General features: G+C 34.8%; 16 protein-coding genes and 1 pseudogene. All 17 read left to right on the plus strand.

Annotation, left to right across the window (positions count from 1 at the left end):
- Positions 1-562 precede the first annotated feature (562 nt).
- The 17 genes and pseudogenes from ACEN4I_RS11360 (at position 563) to ACEN4I_RS11440 (ending at position 17,821) form a co-directional block, all read left to right on the plus strand.
- The gene (locus ACEN4I_RS11360) at positions 563-1,972 is read left to right on the plus strand and encodes a lipopolysaccharide biosynthesis protein (protein WP_407127750.1); all 1,410 of its coding nucleotides are present in this window, start codon (positions 563-565) and stop codon (positions 1,970-1,972) included.
- Between the two features lie 1,033 nt (positions 1,973-3,005).
- Positions 3,006-3,437, plus strand: coding sequence for a hypothetical protein (locus ACEN4I_RS11365; protein WP_407127752.1), 432 nt, complete (start codon positions 3,006-3,008; stop codon positions 3,435-3,437).
- A gap of 1,144 nt (positions 3,438-4,581) precedes the next feature.
- Positions 4,582-4,923: a galactokinase family protein gene (locus ACEN4I_RS11370; RefSeq protein WP_407127754.1), complete on the plus strand. Its 342-nt coding sequence runs from the start codon at positions 4,582-4,584 to the stop codon at positions 4,921-4,923.
- Positions 4,924-4,933: 10 nt separating this feature from the next.
- Positions 4,934-5,086, plus strand: a pseudogene (locus ACEN4I_RS11375) (galactokinase); the annotation flags it as partial.
- Between the two features lie 93 nt (positions 5,087-5,179).
- A complete protein-coding gene (locus ACEN4I_RS11380) occupies positions 5,180-5,791 on the plus strand; it encodes a hypothetical protein (RefSeq protein WP_407127815.1) in 612 nt (203 codons plus the stop codon).
- Positions 5,792-6,535: a nucleotidyltransferase family protein gene (locus tag ACEN4I_RS11385; protein ID WP_407127756.1), complete on the plus strand. Its 744-nt coding sequence runs from the start codon at positions 5,792-5,794 to the stop codon at positions 6,533-6,535. It abuts the gene before it with no gap.
- 69 nt (positions 6,536-6,604) lie between these two features.
- Complete coding sequence (locus ACEN4I_RS11390) at positions 6,605-6,991, plus strand: YdcF family protein (RefSeq protein ID WP_407127758.1); 387 nt, start codon at positions 6,605-6,607, stop codon at positions 6,989-6,991.
- A gap of 895 nt (positions 6,992-7,886) precedes the next feature.
- Positions 7,887-8,321: an RNA polymerase sigma factor gene (locus ACEN4I_RS11395; protein WP_407127760.1), complete on the plus strand. Its 435-nt coding sequence runs from the start codon at positions 7,887-7,889 to the stop codon at positions 8,319-8,321.
- A gap of 171 nt (positions 8,322-8,492) precedes the next feature.
- The gene (locus ACEN4I_RS11400; RefSeq protein WP_407127761.1) at positions 8,493-9,401 is read left to right on the plus strand and encodes a hypothetical protein; all 909 of its coding nucleotides are present in this window, start codon (positions 8,493-8,495) and stop codon (positions 9,399-9,401) included.
- 345 nt (positions 9,402-9,746) lie between these two features.
- Positions 9,747-10,523 carry a zinc-ribbon domain-containing protein gene (locus ACEN4I_RS11405; RefSeq protein WP_407127762.1) on the plus strand — a complete coding sequence of 259 codons (777 nt, stop codon included), beginning with the start codon at positions 9,747-9,749 and terminating at the stop codon, positions 10,521-10,523.
- Between the two features lie 28 nt (positions 10,524-10,551).
- On the plus strand, positions 10,552-11,958 hold the full coding sequence (locus ACEN4I_RS11410) for a zinc ribbon domain-containing protein (protein WP_407127817.1): 1,407 nt from the start codon (positions 10,552-10,554) through the stop codon (positions 11,956-11,958).
- 21 nt (positions 11,959-11,979) lie between these two features.
- On the plus strand, positions 11,980-12,339 hold the full coding sequence (locus tag ACEN4I_RS11415; RefSeq protein WP_407127763.1) for a TM2 domain-containing protein: 360 nt from the start codon (positions 11,980-11,982) through the stop codon (positions 12,337-12,339).
- Between the two features lie 253 nt (positions 12,340-12,592).
- Entirely contained in the window at positions 12,593-13,591 is a 999-nt protein-coding gene (locus ACEN4I_RS11420) for an ISL3 family transposase (protein WP_407127765.1), read from the plus strand.
- 166 nt (positions 13,592-13,757) lie between these two features.
- Positions 13,758-13,865 carry a hypothetical protein gene (locus ACEN4I_RS11425; protein ID WP_407127819.1) on the plus strand — a complete coding sequence of 36 codons (108 nt, stop codon included), beginning with the start codon at positions 13,758-13,760 and terminating at the stop codon, positions 13,863-13,865.
- Positions 13,866-13,908: 43 nt separating this feature from the next.
- Positions 13,909-14,157: a hypothetical protein gene (locus ACEN4I_RS11430; protein WP_407127767.1), complete on the plus strand. Its 249-nt coding sequence runs from the start codon at positions 13,909-13,911 to the stop codon at positions 14,155-14,157.
- A 192-nt stretch (positions 14,158-14,349) separates the two neighbouring features.
- Entirely contained in the window at positions 14,350-16,065 is a 1,716-nt protein-coding gene (locus tag ACEN4I_RS11435) for an ABC transporter ATP-binding protein (protein WP_407127769.1), read from the plus strand.
- Position 16,066: 1 nt separating this feature from the next.
- A complete protein-coding gene (locus ACEN4I_RS11440) occupies positions 16,067-17,821 on the plus strand; it encodes an ABC transporter ATP-binding protein (RefSeq protein ID WP_407127771.1) in 1,755 nt (584 codons plus the stop codon).
- Positions 17,822-18,018: the final 197 nt, after the last annotated feature.

Raw genomic sequence — 18,018 nt, forward strand, 5'->3', positions numbered from 1 at the left:
TAACATTAATCGCAATCGCTTGCGCTCTTTTTTTGGACAACTGAAAAATCGGAAAAAAAGCTGTTTAGTTCTATTGAACTTTTCTCCATTTCAAATTAGCCCAATTGTTCAGTAGGCATTAATTAATCATTTAAATCCCAATAGTTGATTAAACTTTCAAAGGCTAGTTTCGTGTGACTGTTTTTTTGGACTATACATAGATACTTCCCTATCATCGTACACGGCTTTTTTCTGACTCCAAGGGTAAAAGATTTACAATTAATCCAATCGTCAGAAAATGAAAGAGAGTATGATGATAGCAACTTTTTCATCAATTCGGTAGTCACTAATTAAAGTATTAACATTATCTACCTTGCTAAGCTAGAAATGTCATTCAAACGGTTCTTCTGATTTTTCGGTGAATTCTAAAAGGAATTAAGCCCTAAGAAAATCGTTATAATTTGTATAGTATTAAAGTTATCGTTGAGTTATGTTAAATGAATAAAGACTGTTTAACATAGCTTGACAAATAAAATAAAAAAAATGAATTAATTAAAATGTAATTAGAAAATAGGTGTGAAACGTGAATTCGTATAAAAAATTAGTAGGCAACTCATTTATTTTTGCTATTGGAAATTTAGGAAGTAAGCTTATTTCACTTATTCTTGTTCCTTTATATACGCATTATCTATCCACAGGGGAGTATGGAGGAGTTGATCTGGTAATGACTACAGCCTCTATGTTCGTTCCCATAGTTTCTGCAGGCATTTATGAAGCAGTTTTAAGGTTTATTATGGATAAAAATCAGTCTACTGACGTAATTATATCAAATTCTTTTTTTGTAAGTGTAATAGGCTGTTTAATCGCTTTTTTATTTTATCCAATATTGAAGTATTTAGGTATTTTAGGAAATAATTTATTATTTCTTTATTTTATTTTACTCCTTATAATTTTTGAGCGAGTTTTCTCTCAGTATGCACGAGCTACTAATAACATTAAAATATTCTCAATGAATGGTATGTTATTAACATTGAATACTGGGATTCTGAATATTTTGTTCCTAGTTTATTTTGAATTAGGTGTTTTTGGATATTTTTTATCTATTATTTTTGCGTATGTAATTTCTATAGTTTTTTTAATTTTAACGACTAAAGTGTATAAAGAAATACGTTTTAGTAGTCTAAATTTAAAACTAACTAAAAGATTATTAAACTATTCAATACCCATGGTTCCTAACTCACTAATGTGGTGGGTGATAAGTGCTTCCAGTAGATACTTCATTTTCTTCTTTATTAATTCAAGTGCTAATGGGTTATTTGCTATTGCAAGTAGAATACCTGCGCTAATTAATATAGTAAATCAAGTTTTTACTCAAGCTTGGCAGTTATCAGCAATTGAAGAGTACGAGAATGAAAATAAGTCGAAATTTTATACTAATGTATTTAGTTACTTATCGTCTATAATGTTTCTTGGAACATCAGCAATAATAGCTATTGTTAAAGTTTTGTTTGATTTTCTATTTGCTAGTGAATATTATGAGGCTTGGCGAGTAGTTCCGTTTTTACTTTTGGGAGCTGTTTTTTCTTCCTTTTCTGGTTTTTTTGGTACAAATTACATTGCAGCAAAGAAAACTAAGGGTGTCTTTAAAACTTCTGTATATGGAGGGATTACCAGTATGATTTTCAACCTGCTATTAATACCTACATTAGGTATTGAAGGAGCAGGAATTTCGTCAATGGCAAGTTTTTTCGTTATGTTTGTAATACGATTTTTTGACACAAAGCAGTTTATAGATATAGAAATTAACTGGAGACTATTTACAAGTAATGTAATTATTATTTTTATACAAATAGGAATATTGATGATGCAATTGGAAAGAGTTAGTGAGACAATTATTGAAGCTATACTGTTCATAATCTTATTAGTTACGAACAGAAATCTAATGACTCCAATTGTAGAAATAATAAAGTCTCTTAAGAAAAGAAATAAGTAACTAAAATAATTTTTACTTTTGATGAAGCTAAGTGTTATGGGTAGAAAATTACCTGTACGAAAATTGACGTTTGATTATAGTTACGAATATTATATTTTAATCATACATCACTTTGTTCTGTATATAATACTTTCTTTACAATTAAGGTTCAGTTTTCTTATGAACATTAATTATCAAATACGTTAAGAATAATAGCTTATTACTTTAAGGAGAATAGAAATCGGTGAAGTAGTAAGGGTAAGGGCTGCTGAATGATAGAAATGCTGCAAAAAAATTAACTGTTATTCAATATAGCTTTTTTTAAAACCTCAATAACAATCACCTATGAAAAAAATGTGAGAATATAGACTTTTTTTATCTATTAGTGTCTCTTCTAGCAATCATATAAAGTAGATCAGAATAGATTATGAATACATTATGAATACATTAGTATTATAGAGAGTAAGTATTCTATGGAAGTTTGTTTTATACTTTTAGTAAAGTAGCAAAGTACAAATGATATAATTACTAGAAATTATATAAAATGCTTAAATACGCTTTTTTAACTTATAAGTCTACATCGAAGGAATAGCAATAAATTAAGAATCTAATTTATAGTTATAAGATACGCCATGAATAGCTGGTACCTCTATAGAACACTAAACCGCCATGCCATGGAAATTGTTTTTCTTCGATTTTTAGTAGTTTTATACTAAAGTTGCAGAATCCATTAAAGGTAACTTTTTAAAAACTAATATGGAATGCGTGAATAATAAAGTTAGATAACAGAACTAAATTAAATTACAGGGTAAACAAAAAAGAAATAATAGTGGAAAAAATGGCACTAGTAACTAAGAATTAGGTGTGCTTAAGAACAATATTTGCAATATCTAAACTTAGAGATATCAATATAGAACTAAATTTAAAACTAATGATGGATGAAGAACAAAAAAATATAATGAAGTTATGTTTTTTTTGGTTACTTTTAATTGTTATGTCCAAGATACATTATTTACTTATAATTATTTATAAAAAACAATATGAGGTGCATTAAATGAGTAAACTGTTTTATTTTTTAATCAGAAATAGAAAAAATAAAAATATCGGTAAAATATGTACAGCTTTACTAAAAATTATAGGTGTTGAAATACCACAACAAGTAATTGTTGGAGATAATATAATGTTTCCACATTTGGGGGGAAACATAGTAATTCATCCAGAAACTATCATTAAAAATCATGTTTCTATCTACCATGGGGTTACCATAGGAAGAGCAGATTCCTATATAGTTAGAGAAAAATCGAAAATGGAAAAAATCATAATAGAAGATGGAACAGTAGTGTGCGCGGGCGCTAAAATATTATGTAAATCAGGTGTACTTACAGTGGGAGAACGAACGGTTATTGGAGCAAATGCTGTTTTAACAAAATCGACAGGAGTAAATGAAATTTGGGCGTCGCCTGCAGTAAAAATAGGTAACAGGTGAACCATTACTGCTCTTTAATATTTTTAATATGATTAATAAAGTAATTACTATACAAAAAGTAAAGTAGCAACTTTTAATAGCAGATAATACTCAGAATGAAAATATGGCAAAAGTTTTTTTTAGTTGTAATAAAGTATAATTTATTTCTAATTAAATAATTGAGTTTGATAAATCGACAATTAAAAAGACCATTATTTACTTTTACGACTACTCGTTGCGATTTTTTAGAAAATTAATTATTACTATAATTAGTAGTGAGTTCCATAATCTTACTATTCTACCTTTAAGTTTTCCTTTAATATAAAACTTATGTGATCTCTGAAAAGATTATGATATTTAAGTTCGATGATATTAGTTAACAAACCTTTCGTCAAAGTACGTTCCTTGAGAGCTTTGTACTTAACCTGTTTTTTAGAACATCGTGCTCTTCAGAGTTCTTATTCGAGTTTTTAATGACCCTACTTTCGTTCGTAACTTTTTATCATCGGTTGGATAGAATCTAACTTTTCACAATCATTGTCGCTTGTCAATTAGACAGAACCAGATTTTTAATATCTTTAAACTTATGAATGGACATTAGTATAAGAAAGCTGGTGCTTTTCAGCTCTTTTTATATAACAAACGCTGATATAAGTGGTTTTTGACGATGCCAGTTTTCTATTCTTGTGGAATTTTTTGACTTCCCGTACTATAATCATTTTTTTACAATGTAGCTTAAATATTCTGTAGGTCATATTCTAGATTTTTCACATTTTTTTGAACATGGACTACTTAATAATAAATCGAATGTTTCGCTTAGCTCTTTAAAATATATTTATTCTAATACATTTTAAGGTATCGTTTAAGTTATTCAATCGCGTGTTTACTATACGAACATACAAAAATAAAAATCCGCCTAAAATAGTTTCACTATTTTAAGTGTCTATTTTATGGAGACATCGCTAATGTGAAGTGTTTTTATTTCCTAAACGTAAGTGCCCTTTTTACTAAAAATATTTTTGAAAGTTTATCAAAACGTAAAATAGGAAAGTGGATATTTTGAGAATATTTATTCATTTTTATATGAAAATAAAAAGGCTATGATAATATAGAGATTATGGATCTATAAGAACATAAAATGAAAAAGATGGATGCGAGGAGGAAGATGATGAAGCAATTAGTTCGGGAAGTTAAAAAACGGTTTGATGAAATAGATATTCGTGCTGTGTGTTCCCCATTACGGATTTGTCCAATCGGAGCTCATTCAGATTTTCAAGGCGGACGAGTGACGGGCATGACATTAAATGCTAGCGTAGATATGGTTTATGTACCTAGAGAAGATGGCTACATAGAAGTTCATAGTTTGGATTTTCCAGATAAGGAATATTTTCATTTGAGTCATGAATCCGATTATGTGCCAGGTTTTTGGGGAAATTATTTGCGCGGAGCGGTGTTAGCATTACAGCAAGATTATGTGTTGAAAAAAAGGTTTATCTGGCGTTGTTAGTGGTAAGTTACCAATCGGTGGACTGAGTTCTTCTGCGGCTGTGACGACAGCTTATTTGATGGCTTTATGTGATGTGAATGATATTGAAGTTTCTAAAATGGATTTGATTAAATACAGTCATTGGGTAGAAACAGAATTCATCGGATTGAAAAACGGTATCTTAGATCAGTCAGCGAATATTTTAAGTATGGATAACCACTTAATGGTCATGGATTGTAAAACGAATGAATACGAATTGATAGAAAAAGGAGTCAGTATGCCGGAGTTTGAAGTCATTGTGGTGTACTCTGGGATTTCCAAGCAATTGATGGGAACGGACTTCAATAACCGCGTGGATGAAATTCGCGTTTCAGGCTGGTTGCTACAAGAATTGAGCGGTATCGAATTTACTCCTTCTTTAGACAAAGTATGGTTGCGGAATATTCCGGTCGAAATTTATGAAACCTATAAAGACCAGCTTCCTGAGCGTTTTCGTAAACGTGTGGCTCACTTCTATACAGAACAAGGGCGTGTCCAAGAAGGCGCAAAAGCTTGGGCAGCAGGAGACTTGAATCGATTTGGCCAGCTGATGTTTGAATCTGGGGAAAGCTCTTTCTACCAATATGAATCAGGGATTCCAGAAATGAAAGATATTTACGATTTGTTGCGAGAGTGTGAAGGAGTCTATGGAGCTCGTCCAAGTGGAGCGGGATATCGTGGCGCTGTCATTGGTTTAGTCAATCCAGCTTATAAAGAGCAGATTAAAGCTAAAATTGATGCTGAATATACTAAGCAACATCCGAAATACAAAGACTTGTATGAAGTGAACTTTTGTCAAACAGCAGATGGTGCAGGTTTAGTAGAATTAGATTTGGAGGCAGTGAAATAGATGAAAGCTATTGTACTGGCAGCAGGATATGCCACACGTTTGTATCCATTAACGAAAGATCGTCCAAAACCATTGCTTGAAGTAGCCGGCAAAACGATTTTGGATTACATTACTGGAAAGATGGACAGCGTGAAAGAAATCGATGAAATCATTATTGTAACGAATGATAAATTCGCTGGTCATTTCGAAGAATGGTCAAACGAAGCAGACTACAGTAAGAAATTGACTATAGTAAACGATGGGACAATGACTAACGAAACGCGTTTAGGAGCTATTGGCGATATTCAATACGTGATTGAACAGTTAGACATTCAGGATGACTTAATGGTATTAGCAGGGGATAATCTATTTGAGTTTGAACTGACTGATTTTGTCAGCTTCTATGACCAAGTGAAAACAAGCTGCATTGCAACTTATGCAGAAGACAATATTGAGCAGTTAAAGCGCAATGGAATTGCGGAAATTGATGAGAATCAAAAAGTAATCGGTTTTGAAGAGAAACCGGCTGAACCAAAATCTAAGTATTGTGTGCCCACTTTGTATATTTTACAAGAAAGCACATTGCCTTTGATCACTCAATATCTTGATGAAGGAAATAATCCAGATGCACCTGGACAATTGATTCCTTACTTTGTTCAACATTCTAAAGTTCATGCCTATTTATTTGAGGGCAAACGGTATGATATTGGAACAGTAGAAAGTTACGAGAGAGTTCAACAGATATTTACTGATAAAACAGAATAGAATGACTGAAAGGATTAAATCATTTGACTGGTTTAATCCTTTTGTTTAATAACCCATAAGGAGTTCCAGATGGTCAAAAGAAAAATTACAATAAGCGTTATTTTACTTATTGGACTAGTTTTTATTGTTAGTTATTCAATCATTATAAACAATCTAATTGTGGATGAAGAGCCTACGCAGTCTGATGTGATCATTGTAGCAGAAGGACAAGACTACGTGAGAGCTTACCGAGCGGCAGAGTTGTTACAGGAAGGATTGAGTGAGTCAGGAAAGATGATTGTTTCTCCAGTAACAGAAAGCAATGTACAAGGTTATCAAAGATTTGGAATCCGAGAAGAACAAGTTATTCCTGAAACCAAAGCGACTAGTACTTACGAAAATGCCGTCAATACATTAGGTGTGATGGAGGAATTTGGATTTGATTCAGCTATCATAGTATCTGAATATTGCATATGAATAGAGCCAACTGTGCGGAATAAGGAGCCAGTAATTGCGGGAAATAGAGCCAACAATTGCGTGCAAGAGAGCCACTTAAATATATAGCTTAATAAAAGAAACCTTCTGTATAATGATATTGCATGCCATCGGGCATGACACTTTATACAGGAGGTTTTTTCATGATTCAATACCGTAAGATTCTGGAGTTGCACTTCAACGATGTCTCTCAGCGCACTATTAGTACCAGCTGAGTATTGCGGACAGATTGAGCCGCCTGTGCAGAGTTTAGAGCCAGTAAGTGCGAGACATAGAACTAATTAATGCGGAAGAAAAGGCTACTAATATATTGCGTATCAATGGCCAAAATTTTATTTCTCTAAAGCATTATCTATAATAGTTAGTGCTAATTTCAAAATATCTTATGTCGATGGTTTCTCATCTCTAAACAGGAAGGGAGTAACTTTTCTTCAAGTTCCAGCATAACAATGGAAATAGTAGTGTACAATTCCATCTTCCACTTCTAAGCTAGTATATAATTTTTAGGCTTTAACTGAAAGTGGGAATGAAGAAACAGAATTTTAATGATACAAAAGTTGATGAAGTTGTCATTGCATTCAAGTTTGACCTGAAAATGGGTAAGTTTATGGAGTAGACTGCGAAAGTGATCTGTAATGGGGTTACTGAATTTTCTGAGAAGACTACAGAATGTTATGTTGTTCATTTGCAAATAAAAAGACTGTTATATAAAGATTTATCTAAATTTGTAAATAGATATATTTTTACTCCAAACTTCCTATCACAGAAATGTTTGGAATCTTTTTTGTTCTGTTTGCTTCTTTGTTGAATTGTAGCGCAAGCGGTATTCTACAAGTGTACAAGGCCTTGTAACACCACTTGAAGGATATGACAATGAATGATAAGAAAATTGACGGAAGAAAAGGAACAGGATTTTTTTGATCAGTATTCAGGAATGGTTCATGGAGCGTTGAAACGATTAGGAATGTGGCGTATGCATCCGGATTACGAGGATTTTGTACAGCAAGGTCTCATAAAATTAGTGGAGGCTTACGAAACATACCCAAGAGACTTGGAACAAGAGGAGTATTTAAAACAATTCGGCGGATATGCCTATCAAAAAGTCTATTGGCATATGATTGATTTGTTGCGGAAGCAGAGACGGAAATGGGAAAGCGAGATGGCTTGGCCGGAAGAGTTGGAAGGACAGCAGCCGGATCTGCATGCTTCTATCGAGCAAGGAGTTAGCCGAAAAACTGATAGACTTTTTGGCTGTATTAAAAGAGGAATAGAAATAAGCTTATGCTGTGAAAGCGTGATATGCTCTCCCTAAAGTAGATACTGTAAAAAGTAAAACTACTTTAGGAGGGATTTTTATGCGTTCAAATAGTAGGCATGCTGATGATGCTTAGTGTGATGGTTGAGGTAAATGTAAGAAATAACATAATGAGTTTAGTAGTGTTGCTTTATGGCATGAATTAAGTACTATGAGGAGGAAAATGGAATGAAGAGATTAGGATTGATCTTGTTAGGAGCAGTTGCGCTATTTATATTGGCAGCATGTGATACAACTAATGAAAAAAATGCAGTAGCTAATGAGAAGTCATCGGAAGATGCTTCTTCTGGAGTAAGAAAGGAATCTCCTGACAAGAATACATCTCCTGTTAAAGAAGAATACCAAAAAAACAAACTTGAAGATGTTGAAGGGGTTTGGGTTCAAGAAATGGAAGAAGAAAATTATGTTGGTGCTATGTTTGTTGTCATAAAAGATGGGATTTTTCATAGTGGAACGATGAACTCTGATTTTTTTTTTGAGGGATATGTTTTGAACCAAGAAATTGAAGACAATACAATGCATCTTACTTCTTATGTACCAGCTTTTTATGTAGACCAAGATGCACAGTTAGAAAGTAGTTCAGAGTATTATAGTCCGTTATGGGATATTCCTGAGCAAATTGTAGAGACAGATTTAACTTTCACAAAAAATGGCGATGACTTAGTATTAGAAACGGAAGACTCAGAGACGCTTTATCCGATAAATCAAAGTCATGAACTGTATTCGGTTTTAAATCAATCTACCATAGAAATAAAAGAGAAATTTAAGCCTTATTATAATCGTTATAAAGAAGAAAAAAGTAAGTTGAAAAATTACCAGAGTCACGAAGAAGCAGTTGAGGTATTTGAACGCGAAGTTGCTCAATATTTCAAAAACAGTGAAGATGGAGAAGTGAGAGATTACATAGCTACTGTTTATTTTCGTCCAAGCGGTCGTCCTTTTTACCAATTTAGTTATGGTTTTGATCCGAGCAGACATGAGAGACTGTTTATATATTATGTAGATAATGGAGAGTGGGAATATGCATCGGGAGGCATTGATTTAACAAAAACTGATGACAATGGTATTAATTTCTAGTGATTTAAATTTATAGAGAGATATTTTCTACTCTATCAGTATTGTGACAAAGTTGTTAATTAGTAGAAGAAGCCCTTAATTAAATAACGTTGTTGACCGATAAAAATAGGGATACTATAAATTCATTACAATAAGTTGATTCTCTTTTAGAAATAGATGAATAATTAATACATATAAGTGATGTTCTAAGAAAAAAAGTGGTAAAAGAAAGGAAGTTAGTTGTAAGTTAAAATTGCCATGTGAGTAAAGATCATTTCATGATTAATTACATAATTATAGATGAAAGAGTTTTTGTTTATAATGAAATTTTTAGATTGAAGGGTAAAAAGTTGGAGGAGTGGAAGAATGAAGTATTGTTCAAATTGTGGAAATGAAATAAAAGAAGGCGCGAAATTTTGTAATGGGTGTGGTGCAAATACGATAAGTGAAGAAATGCCTAACCACCAGCCTAGTTCAACTAAAGGTGAACAAGTTATCAACTTAAGTGCTATTAATATTGACAAAGAAAAAATCTCAACCATGTCTCATGGGTATTTTGCTTATTTTAAAACTACTTTAGTAAAACCATCAAAAAGTTTGAACGAAGGGTCATCAATCAATGGTGTGATTCAATTTATACTATTGAGTTTGATTCAAGTGTTGAGTGTATGGTTTCTTTCAATGGATAGTTATAGCTATAGTTATGTTTCGATTGGCTTTAGGATGCTTTTAGGAGTTTTTCTACTTTTGACGTTGTTTAATTTTCTTTCCGTTTTTGTCGTACATGGTGTAAAGAAACTGTTTTATCAATCAGAACATTCATTTCTTACAACAGCAACACAATATGGAGGTTATTTTTCTAGTTCCGTTTTGCTTCATGCAATTATTATGGTGTTGGCATTGATTACAGGTGTAGGATTTGCTGATTTCATGAGTATTTTATACATACTATCTTTTATGGTCTCATTTTTTGCATTTGCTAATTATTTATATAAAAGTGATGGGAAATCAAAAATGGATAGATTCTATGTTGGAATTATTGCAACTTTAGTGTTGTTCTTGGTATGGTTCGTCGTTGCCCGAATTGGATCAGAAACAGTTGTATCAGTATTGGAAGATATTATTATGGATTCTCTATTCTAAGCTAAATCAAAGGAGGTAAAAAATATTGATGTGTAAAAAATGTAGCTTCACAAATGAAGATGGTGCAAAGTTTTGTGAGAATTGTGGACATTTATTAGGAACTGAACCTACAAAGGAACAGAAACTTGTAGATGTTGATGCACTGAAAAAAAATGTTCAAAAAGTGGATTTAGCTAAAGCTAAAATGAAATTAAAATCACTTACAAAAATACAAAAAATTGGAATTATTCTTATTACTGTAGTTGTACTCTTATTTGCAGGAGGTTTTGCTTTTGCAAATAACTATTATACAAGAGAAAACCAAGTCAGTCGTTATATTGAAATGATTAATACCGGAGATGCAGCAAAAATTGCAAAAGCCATTTCTACTGAGGACTTAAATTTCGAATTGACAGAAGAAAATATGCAACCTTATGCTGATTATATAAATGAAGATAAGGAATACATTCGTTTATTAACTACTCGGATGGAGGATGAGTTCGCAGCAGCAGATTCTTCTAATGAAATTTATTTGAAGCAAGAAGGAAAAGATTTGTTCTTTTTTGACCACTATGAAATGATGGTTAATCCTGTTTATGCGGAATTATCAACAAATATGGAAAATGCTGTAATCACATTAAATGGCAAAGAAGTTGGAATAGCCGATCGTTCAGATTATACCCAAAAGATTGGTCCGTTGTCTCCAGGAAGGTATGCTTTTGCATCTAATGTTGAACAATATGGCATTCCTTTGATGAATGAACAAGAAGTTTTCTTTAGTGGAGGAAATGATACGAATTATGTCGATTTATCTCTGTCTGGTGTTAATATCGAAGTTACTTCAAATATTCCAGACGCCCAAGTTTATTTAAATGATAAAGAGATTGGTCAACTAAAAGATGGAGAAGGATCGTTTGGTCCTATATCCTGGCAAGAAGATAGTTATTTAAGTGTGGAGAAAGAATTTGCTACTGAAGTGTTGGAATCTTATCAATTGGAGCTTGAAAATTATGATGAGTATTACTCTTTTACTTTTGACATACTTGACGAATATGGAGCTCAAGAATTAATCGATATGATTTATCAGATGACTGATAATTTGACTTACTATGGTAATGATTTTGATGACACATTTAGAAAACAATTAGCAGAGTCTATGGTTGATGGGGAAGAAAACACAATGTATCAAACACTCTTCAATAATGCACAAAAAACATATGATGACGAGACGATTTCCTCAGTAAACTATAGTGCTGAAGTAAAAGGTTTGAAACAAATTGATGCGTATGAGTATGAAGTTACGTATGATTTAAGAGTTGATACTCAATACAGTTATGATTCTGATAAAGAAGATTTTTTAGAAACTATCCCCTTCAAAGCTAATGTAGTATTGGTAGAGTCAGAGACATACGAAGATGAATATGATGCTTTGCTAAAATCCGTTGAAGCGCAATAAAACATAGAAGGAGCAATACAAATGTACAACCAACTGTCTAATCAAGAAAAAATATTAGTAAATTCAGAAGTTTCAAATAATCAAAAAGGTGTCGGTGTTGCGTACTTATTGTGGTTTTTTTTAGGTTCTATAGGTGTGCATAGAATGTACTTAGGACGAAAAGGAAGTGGAATTACGATACTTCTCTTAAATTTAATTGGTTGGTTAACTATCGCCTTTTTTGTAGGAGCAATATTTTTTATCATAGTCGGAGTATGGGTGCTTATTGATGCGTTCTTGATTCCAGGGATAGTAAGAAATGAAAATGAGAATTTGAAAGAAGAATATTCTAAGAGAATTATTGCAGGTAGAGAATTTGCGGCTGCACAAAGTGTAAATTAATTGTAAGCGCCCAATAGAACGGTGCCTATCGAAAAAATGAACCTCTTGATAAACTTGATGTAGTTCAAGTTTATCAAGAGGTTTTATTTATGACAAAGAAACCAGATATCATTTCAGTTCAATTGTGGTTGTACAATATATGACGTTGGTGAGCGAAAACTTGTTAACGTCTTTTTTATAGAAAAAATAGAAAACAAGTGAGTTCTCCTGTAGAATTAAAGTCACCACAACCCATTCAAAGGAGAGAACTCACTTGCCTACATCAAATGATATGCGAAAAGTATTAGACATTCAAGATAAAAATATTGTATTTGAAGATAATTGTGTAGTACAGGGTCACTTTAAAGGGAAAGAATGTAAATACATTAAAGGAACTCTAACTTACATTCCTAAGGAATGCATGAAATGCCATGCTCCAAATGTGAATTATTCCGTCTATCGTAATGGAACGCAGAAATCGCGGATTACTATACCTATGAGCGGAGTCAAACCCACTTACTTGTTGCTTAAAAAACAACGATTTCAGTGTAAGGAATGTGGGGCTACCTTTACTGCTAAAACGCCTGTGGTTAAAGAAAATTGCTTTATCTCACATTATGTAAAAGCAAATATTCTAAACCTCGCTTCTACGGCTCAATCTGTAAAAGATATTTCCTTTCAGGCTAATGTCTCTTCTGCAACGACGCAGCGATTTATTAATGAAGAAGCTAAAAAGTATAAACCTCATTACCTTCAGCTCCCTAAGCATCTTTCTTTTGATGAATTCAAATATGCAAATAGTACATTGGCATTTGAATACATTGATGCAGACAAAGGAACGATTATTGATATTTTACCTTCGAGGGATAGTCGCACGATTAAAGACCATTTCCTTAATCGCTTTGGCCTAATGGCAAGAAAAAAAGTCCAAACTATTACTGTCGACATGAATGCAGGATACATCAGTTTTATTCCTGAACTATTTCCAAACGCTAAAATTATCATTGATCGATTTCATCTTGTTCAGCTGGTTAACCGTTCAATGAATCGCACCAGAGTGTCCATAATGAACCAATTCCATACATCGAACGGTGAGGATATGAAAAAATACCGGAGATTAAAGCGCTATTGGAAGAAGATACTGAAGAAAGCATCTCAACTATCGTACACCAAATATAAGAGCTATTCTATGTTCGGTATGCGTTTAGAATCAGCTATTGTCGATGAAATGCTAGGCTATGATACTCTTCTAAAGAACACCAATGAGGTGTAACAGTCTATTCTAAGAGCTATTGAGAGTAATGACTATGAAATGCTCGTACAAATTTTAGAAACGAACGATTCACATATTTCAGAACCCATGAAGGTAAGTCTAAAAAAATATAAAATACATTCAGGATACCTTTACCTACAAGTACACAAACGGAAAAATTGAAGGTATCAATAATAAAATTAAAGTACTTAACCGTGTAGGCTATGGCTATAGAAACCTTATCAATTATAAAATCCACCAAATAAATAGATACAAAGTAAAGCTTAAATGGTAAAATAAAGCGTATTCAAAAATCATAATGATATGGAGAAATGAGTATGCAATCGAAAATGATTTATAGTGCGCCTTACGAGGCAGCAAAGTTTATTATGTACCCTAGGGAAGTGGTTATTCGTTATAAGAGTGAACCTTTAAATGGAATCTCGTATAAATATGCCACGGAAAAAGAAACACTAGACGTTTATGAGGTTTGTATGGATTTGATGGAATACTTGGAGAAGAAACTAGAGTTTGAGGATATTGAAACGACATTTAAAGCAAAGTTAAAGTTGAAATTGGAAAGTTAAGAGTACCTCTTTTATTTTTTGTAATCGGATAAACTAGTGCTGTTGGGACATGAAAAAAACGGAGTCTTTATAAAAGCTTCGTTTTTTTTTGTGATTTATTTACGGAATCCACTGTTGACTCAATTTTTATAAGTTTGTTCCAACCTGTTTTAGGTTATAATAAACAGGAATTGTAACAAGAGGAGTGAATCAATGGTACGGTTATTGCATTATGTGAAGGACTACAAGCGCCAAGTCATTTTAGGGCCGTTTTTTAAGTTTTTGGAAGCTGTGTTTGAATTGATATTGCCTTTATTGATGGCAAAGCTGATTGATGAAGGAGTGGCGCAAGGCAATAGTCTGAAGATTTGGCAAATGGCAGGATTAATGGTCTTGATGTCGGCAGTCGGCGGAGTATGTGCGCTGATTTGTCAGTATTTTTCTTCGATTGCTTCCCAAGGATTTGGTACGGAATTGCGGAATCAGTTGATGAAAAAAATCAATACGTTATCGCACGATGATTTGAACAAATTTGGGACAGATACATTGATTACACGGATGACAAATGACATCAATCAATTGCAGCTGGCTTTAGCCATGTTGATCCGTTTGGTGGTTCGAGCACCGTTTTTAAGTGTTGGTGCCGTCTTGATGGCCTTTATCATTGATATCAGGATGGGGTTTCTTTATCTGTTGTTATTGCCTATCTTTTGCGTTGTTTTGGTGTTGATCATTCGCTATACAGTGCCTTTATACAAAAAGGTGCAACAACGTCTGGACACGTTAAATGAGCTGGTGACTCAAAACTTAAGCGGCGTTCGGGTGATTCGTGCATTTGCCAGAAAAAAGAGTGACACGAAACAGTTTGCCAGCAGCACGGATGAATTGGCACGAGTCAATGAAAAAGTGGCGAATGTCTCTGCGTTCCTCTCGCCCAGTACGACCCTGATCATGAACATAGGAGTCATTATTCTATTGTACTTAGGCGGTTTCTCTGTAAACAACGGGTCTTTACAACCAGGACAAGTTCTAGCCCTAATCAATTACATGAACCAGATGTTGTTAGCCTTGATTGTGGTTTCCAATTTAGTGATCGTTTTTACCCGCGCTGCTGCTTCTGCACAACGGGTGAATGAAGTGTTGGACACGACACCCAGTTTAGTTTCTCCTAAAGAAGGAAAGACGAGTGAGGATACTTCTGCGCCATTAGTGGCATTTAAGGATGTCGATTTCCGGTACAGCAAGGAAGCCGGCTTGTCTTTAAAGAACATCACCTTTTCCGTTTCTGATAAGGCGATGATCGGGATAACCGGTCCGACCGGGAGTGGAAAGTCTACTTTGACTCAATTGATCCCACGCTTTTACGATGCCAGTGCTGGGAGTGTCAGTTTTCTAGGGCTGGATGTCCGGAAATGGGATATGGCGGAATTGCGTGAAAAAATCGCGATGGTTCCTCAAACGGCCGTTCTGTTTAGCGGAACGATACGAGAGAACTTGCAATGGGGGAAAAATGACGCCAGTGATGAAGAATGCTGGCAAGCTTTAGAGACGGCTCAAGCTAGCGAGTTCGTGAAGCATCTTCCAGATCAGCTCGATTCGCTTGTAATGGAAAACGGGAAAAACTTTTCAGGTGGTCAACGCCAACGTTTGACCATCACCAGAGCCTTAATCGCTAAACCAATGTTGCTGATACTGGATGATTCGTTGTCTGCTTTAGATTACCAAACCGATTTGAATTTGCGGGAAGCATTGAAGCGGGACTTGGATTGTACTGTCATGATTATTTCGCAACGGATCCGTTCTTTACAAAAAGCTGAGGAAATTTTATTGATGGATAGCGGTCGATTACTGACTAAAGGAACCCATGAAGAATTACTAGAAACCTCACCGGACTATCAAGCATTAGTTGCGTCACAGGAGGAGAATTAAGATGAAAAAATTATCTTCCCCAGGGATTCGTTATTTTTGGCCTTATTTGCTGGCTTATCCGAAAGAGTTGATCGGGGCTAGTGTGTTTGGCATCGTCAACGGTGTGACAGTCGTATTGATGACGTATTATATAGGGGTCTCCGTTGATCTATTGATTGGTGCGGGGCAAGTAGATTTTGCAGGATTGTTCCGTATTTTAGTGCTGTTCGGCGGAATCTTACTGTTGACGGTGATCAGTCAATGGGCGATCCAGATTTTAGGGAACCGCATTGCTTATCGATCCGTTGCCGAACTCAGGAAAGAGACCTTTGAACAATTAAATCGCCTTCCACTAAGGTATTATGACCAAACGGCACATGGAAATATTGTCAGTCGTTTTACCAATGACATGGACAATGTCTCCGTTGCGATTTCTGCTGTCTTTATCCAATTGTTTTCAGGAGTTTCTACCTTGGTGCTAGCCTTAGCGTTTATGCTGTATTTGAGCCCGTTGTTGACGGTGGTGGTACTGATTGCTACGCCGATTATTTTTACTGTGATGTGGTTAGTAGCCCGGGCTTCCCAACACAATTTCAGGAGCCAGCAGAAAATTACGGGAGAACTGTCCGGTTTTATCAATGAGCGCATTCGGAATCAGAAAATTGTCAAAGCCTTCCAACAAGAACAGGATTCTCAAGAACTGTTTGAAGAAATCAATCAGCGCTTGTATGTAGATGGACAAAAAGCTCAATTTTCTTCTTCATTGACGAACCCTCTGTCACGTGTGGTGGATCACTTAGCCTACATTTCGGTGGGATTAGTCGGTGGATTATTGGCATTGAGCGGGAATTACGGGGTAACGATTGGAGTCATTTCCAGTTTCACGATTTACTCCAGTCAATTTACGAAACCTTTTATTGAGATCTCAGGAATCACTACGCAGATTCAATTGGCTTTGGCTGGCTTGGACCGTGCTTATGACATCATTCAACAGCCGATCGAAGAACCAGATGAAGAAGCGGCTCGTGTACTGACACAAGCCAAAGGAGCGGTCTCTTTTCGGGATGTAGAATTTGCGTATGAAGAAGGGCAAACGTTGATCACGGATTTTAATTTGGAAGTGGAGCCTGGAGAAACGATTGCTATTGTCGGGAAAACAGGAGCTGGGAAATCAACATTGATCAACTTATTGATGCGGTTTTATGATGTCGATAAGGGGAGCATATTAATTGATGGAACCGATATTCGACACATCACTCGGGATAGTTTGCGGAAAAGTTTCGGAATGGTGCTGCAAGAGACTTGGTTGTTTGAAGGTTCTTTGCGAGCGAACTTGCGTTATGGTCGCAAAAGCGCGACGGATGAGGAAATCTTCGAAGCGTTGAAAATGACCTATATGTATGATTACGTAGCGCGTCTTCCGGAAGGCTTGGATACGCGTATTGGCGACAATGGAATCAAAATCTCGGATGGGCAGCGTCAATTGCTGACGATTGCGCGGACGATGATTTCTGAACCGGATATGCTGATTTTAGATGAAGCGACCAGTTCGGTAGATACGCTGACAGAACAAAAAATCCAAGCGGCTTTCTTACACATGATGGAAGGACGCACCAGCTTTGTGATTGCGCATCGTTTGTCGACGATTCGAAATGCGGATAAAATTCTCGTGTTGGATCAAGGGAATATTTTAGAGATCGGCAGCCATGATGAATTACTGGCGCAAGATGGCTATTACAAGAAGCTTTACAAGGCTCAATTTGCGGCAGAAGAATAATAAATAGTATATACAGAACAAAGCTCAGGACTGAGAGATGAAACATCTCGGTTCTGAGTTTTATTTTGTGTTTAGTTAATTTGCATTCAAATAGCTTCTTGATACTGTTTAGTTTAAGCTTTTTTGAATTCTCTAACTCAGCTAAAATATCCATGGCTTTTGGTATTCTAGATTTGGACTTCCATCTAAATTCTTAT

The organism is Desemzia sp. FAM 23990 (assembly GCF_045528485.1).
Lineage (GTDB): Bacteria > Bacillota > Bacilli > Lactobacillales > Carnobacteriaceae > Desemzia.

What these genes read in the sequence shown, in the direction of transcription:
- ACEN4I_RS11405 (WP_407127762.1), top strand. Translation starts at nt 9,747, where the DNA reads ATGAAGTATTGTTCAAATTGTGGAAATGAAATAAAAGAAGGCGCGAAA.
- ACEN4I_RS11400 (WP_407127761.1), top strand. Translation starts at nt 8,493, where the DNA reads ATGAAGAGATTAGGATTGATCTTGTTAGGAGCAGTTGCGCTATTTATA.
- ACEN4I_RS11390 (WP_407127758.1), top strand. Translation starts at nt 6,605, where the DNA reads ATGGTCAAAAGAAAAATTACAATAAGCGTTATTTTACTTATTGGACTA.
- ACEN4I_RS11380 (WP_407127815.1), top strand. Translation starts at nt 5,180, where the DNA reads ATGCCGGAGTTTGAAGTCATTGTGGTGTACTCTGGGATTTCCAAGCAA.
- ACEN4I_RS11430 (WP_407127767.1), top strand. Translation starts at nt 13,909, where the DNA reads ATGCAATCGAAAATGATTTATAGTGCGCCTTACGAGGCAGCAAAGTTT.
- ACEN4I_RS11370 (WP_407127754.1), top strand. Translation starts at nt 4,582, where the DNA reads ATGATGAAGCAATTAGTTCGGGAAGTTAAAAAACGGTTTGATGAAATA.
- ACEN4I_RS11365 (WP_407127752.1), top strand. Translation starts at nt 3,006, where the DNA reads ATGAGTAAACTGTTTTATTTTTTAATCAGAAATAGAAAAAATAAAAAT.
- ACEN4I_RS11435 (WP_407127769.1), top strand. Translation starts at nt 14,350, where the DNA reads ATGGTACGGTTATTGCATTATGTGAAGGACTACAAGCGCCAAGTCATT.
- ACEN4I_RS11385 (WP_407127756.1), top strand. Translation starts at nt 5,792, where the DNA reads ATGAAAGCTATTGTACTGGCAGCAGGATATGCCACACGTTTGTATCCA.
- ACEN4I_RS11415 (WP_407127763.1), top strand. Translation starts at nt 11,980, where the DNA reads ATGTACAACCAACTGTCTAATCAAGAAAAAATATTAGTAAATTCAGAA.
- ACEN4I_RS11410 (WP_407127817.1), top strand. Translation starts at nt 10,552, where the DNA reads ATGTGTAAAAAATGTAGCTTCACAAATGAAGATGGTGCAAAGTTTTGT.
- ACEN4I_RS11440 (WP_407127771.1), top strand. Translation starts at nt 16,067, where the DNA reads ATGAAAAAATTATCTTCCCCAGGGATTCGTTATTTTTGGCCTTATTTG.
- ACEN4I_RS11395 (WP_407127760.1), top strand. Translation starts at nt 7,887, where the DNA reads ATGATAAGAAAATTGACGGAAGAAAAGGAACAGGATTTTTTTGATCAG.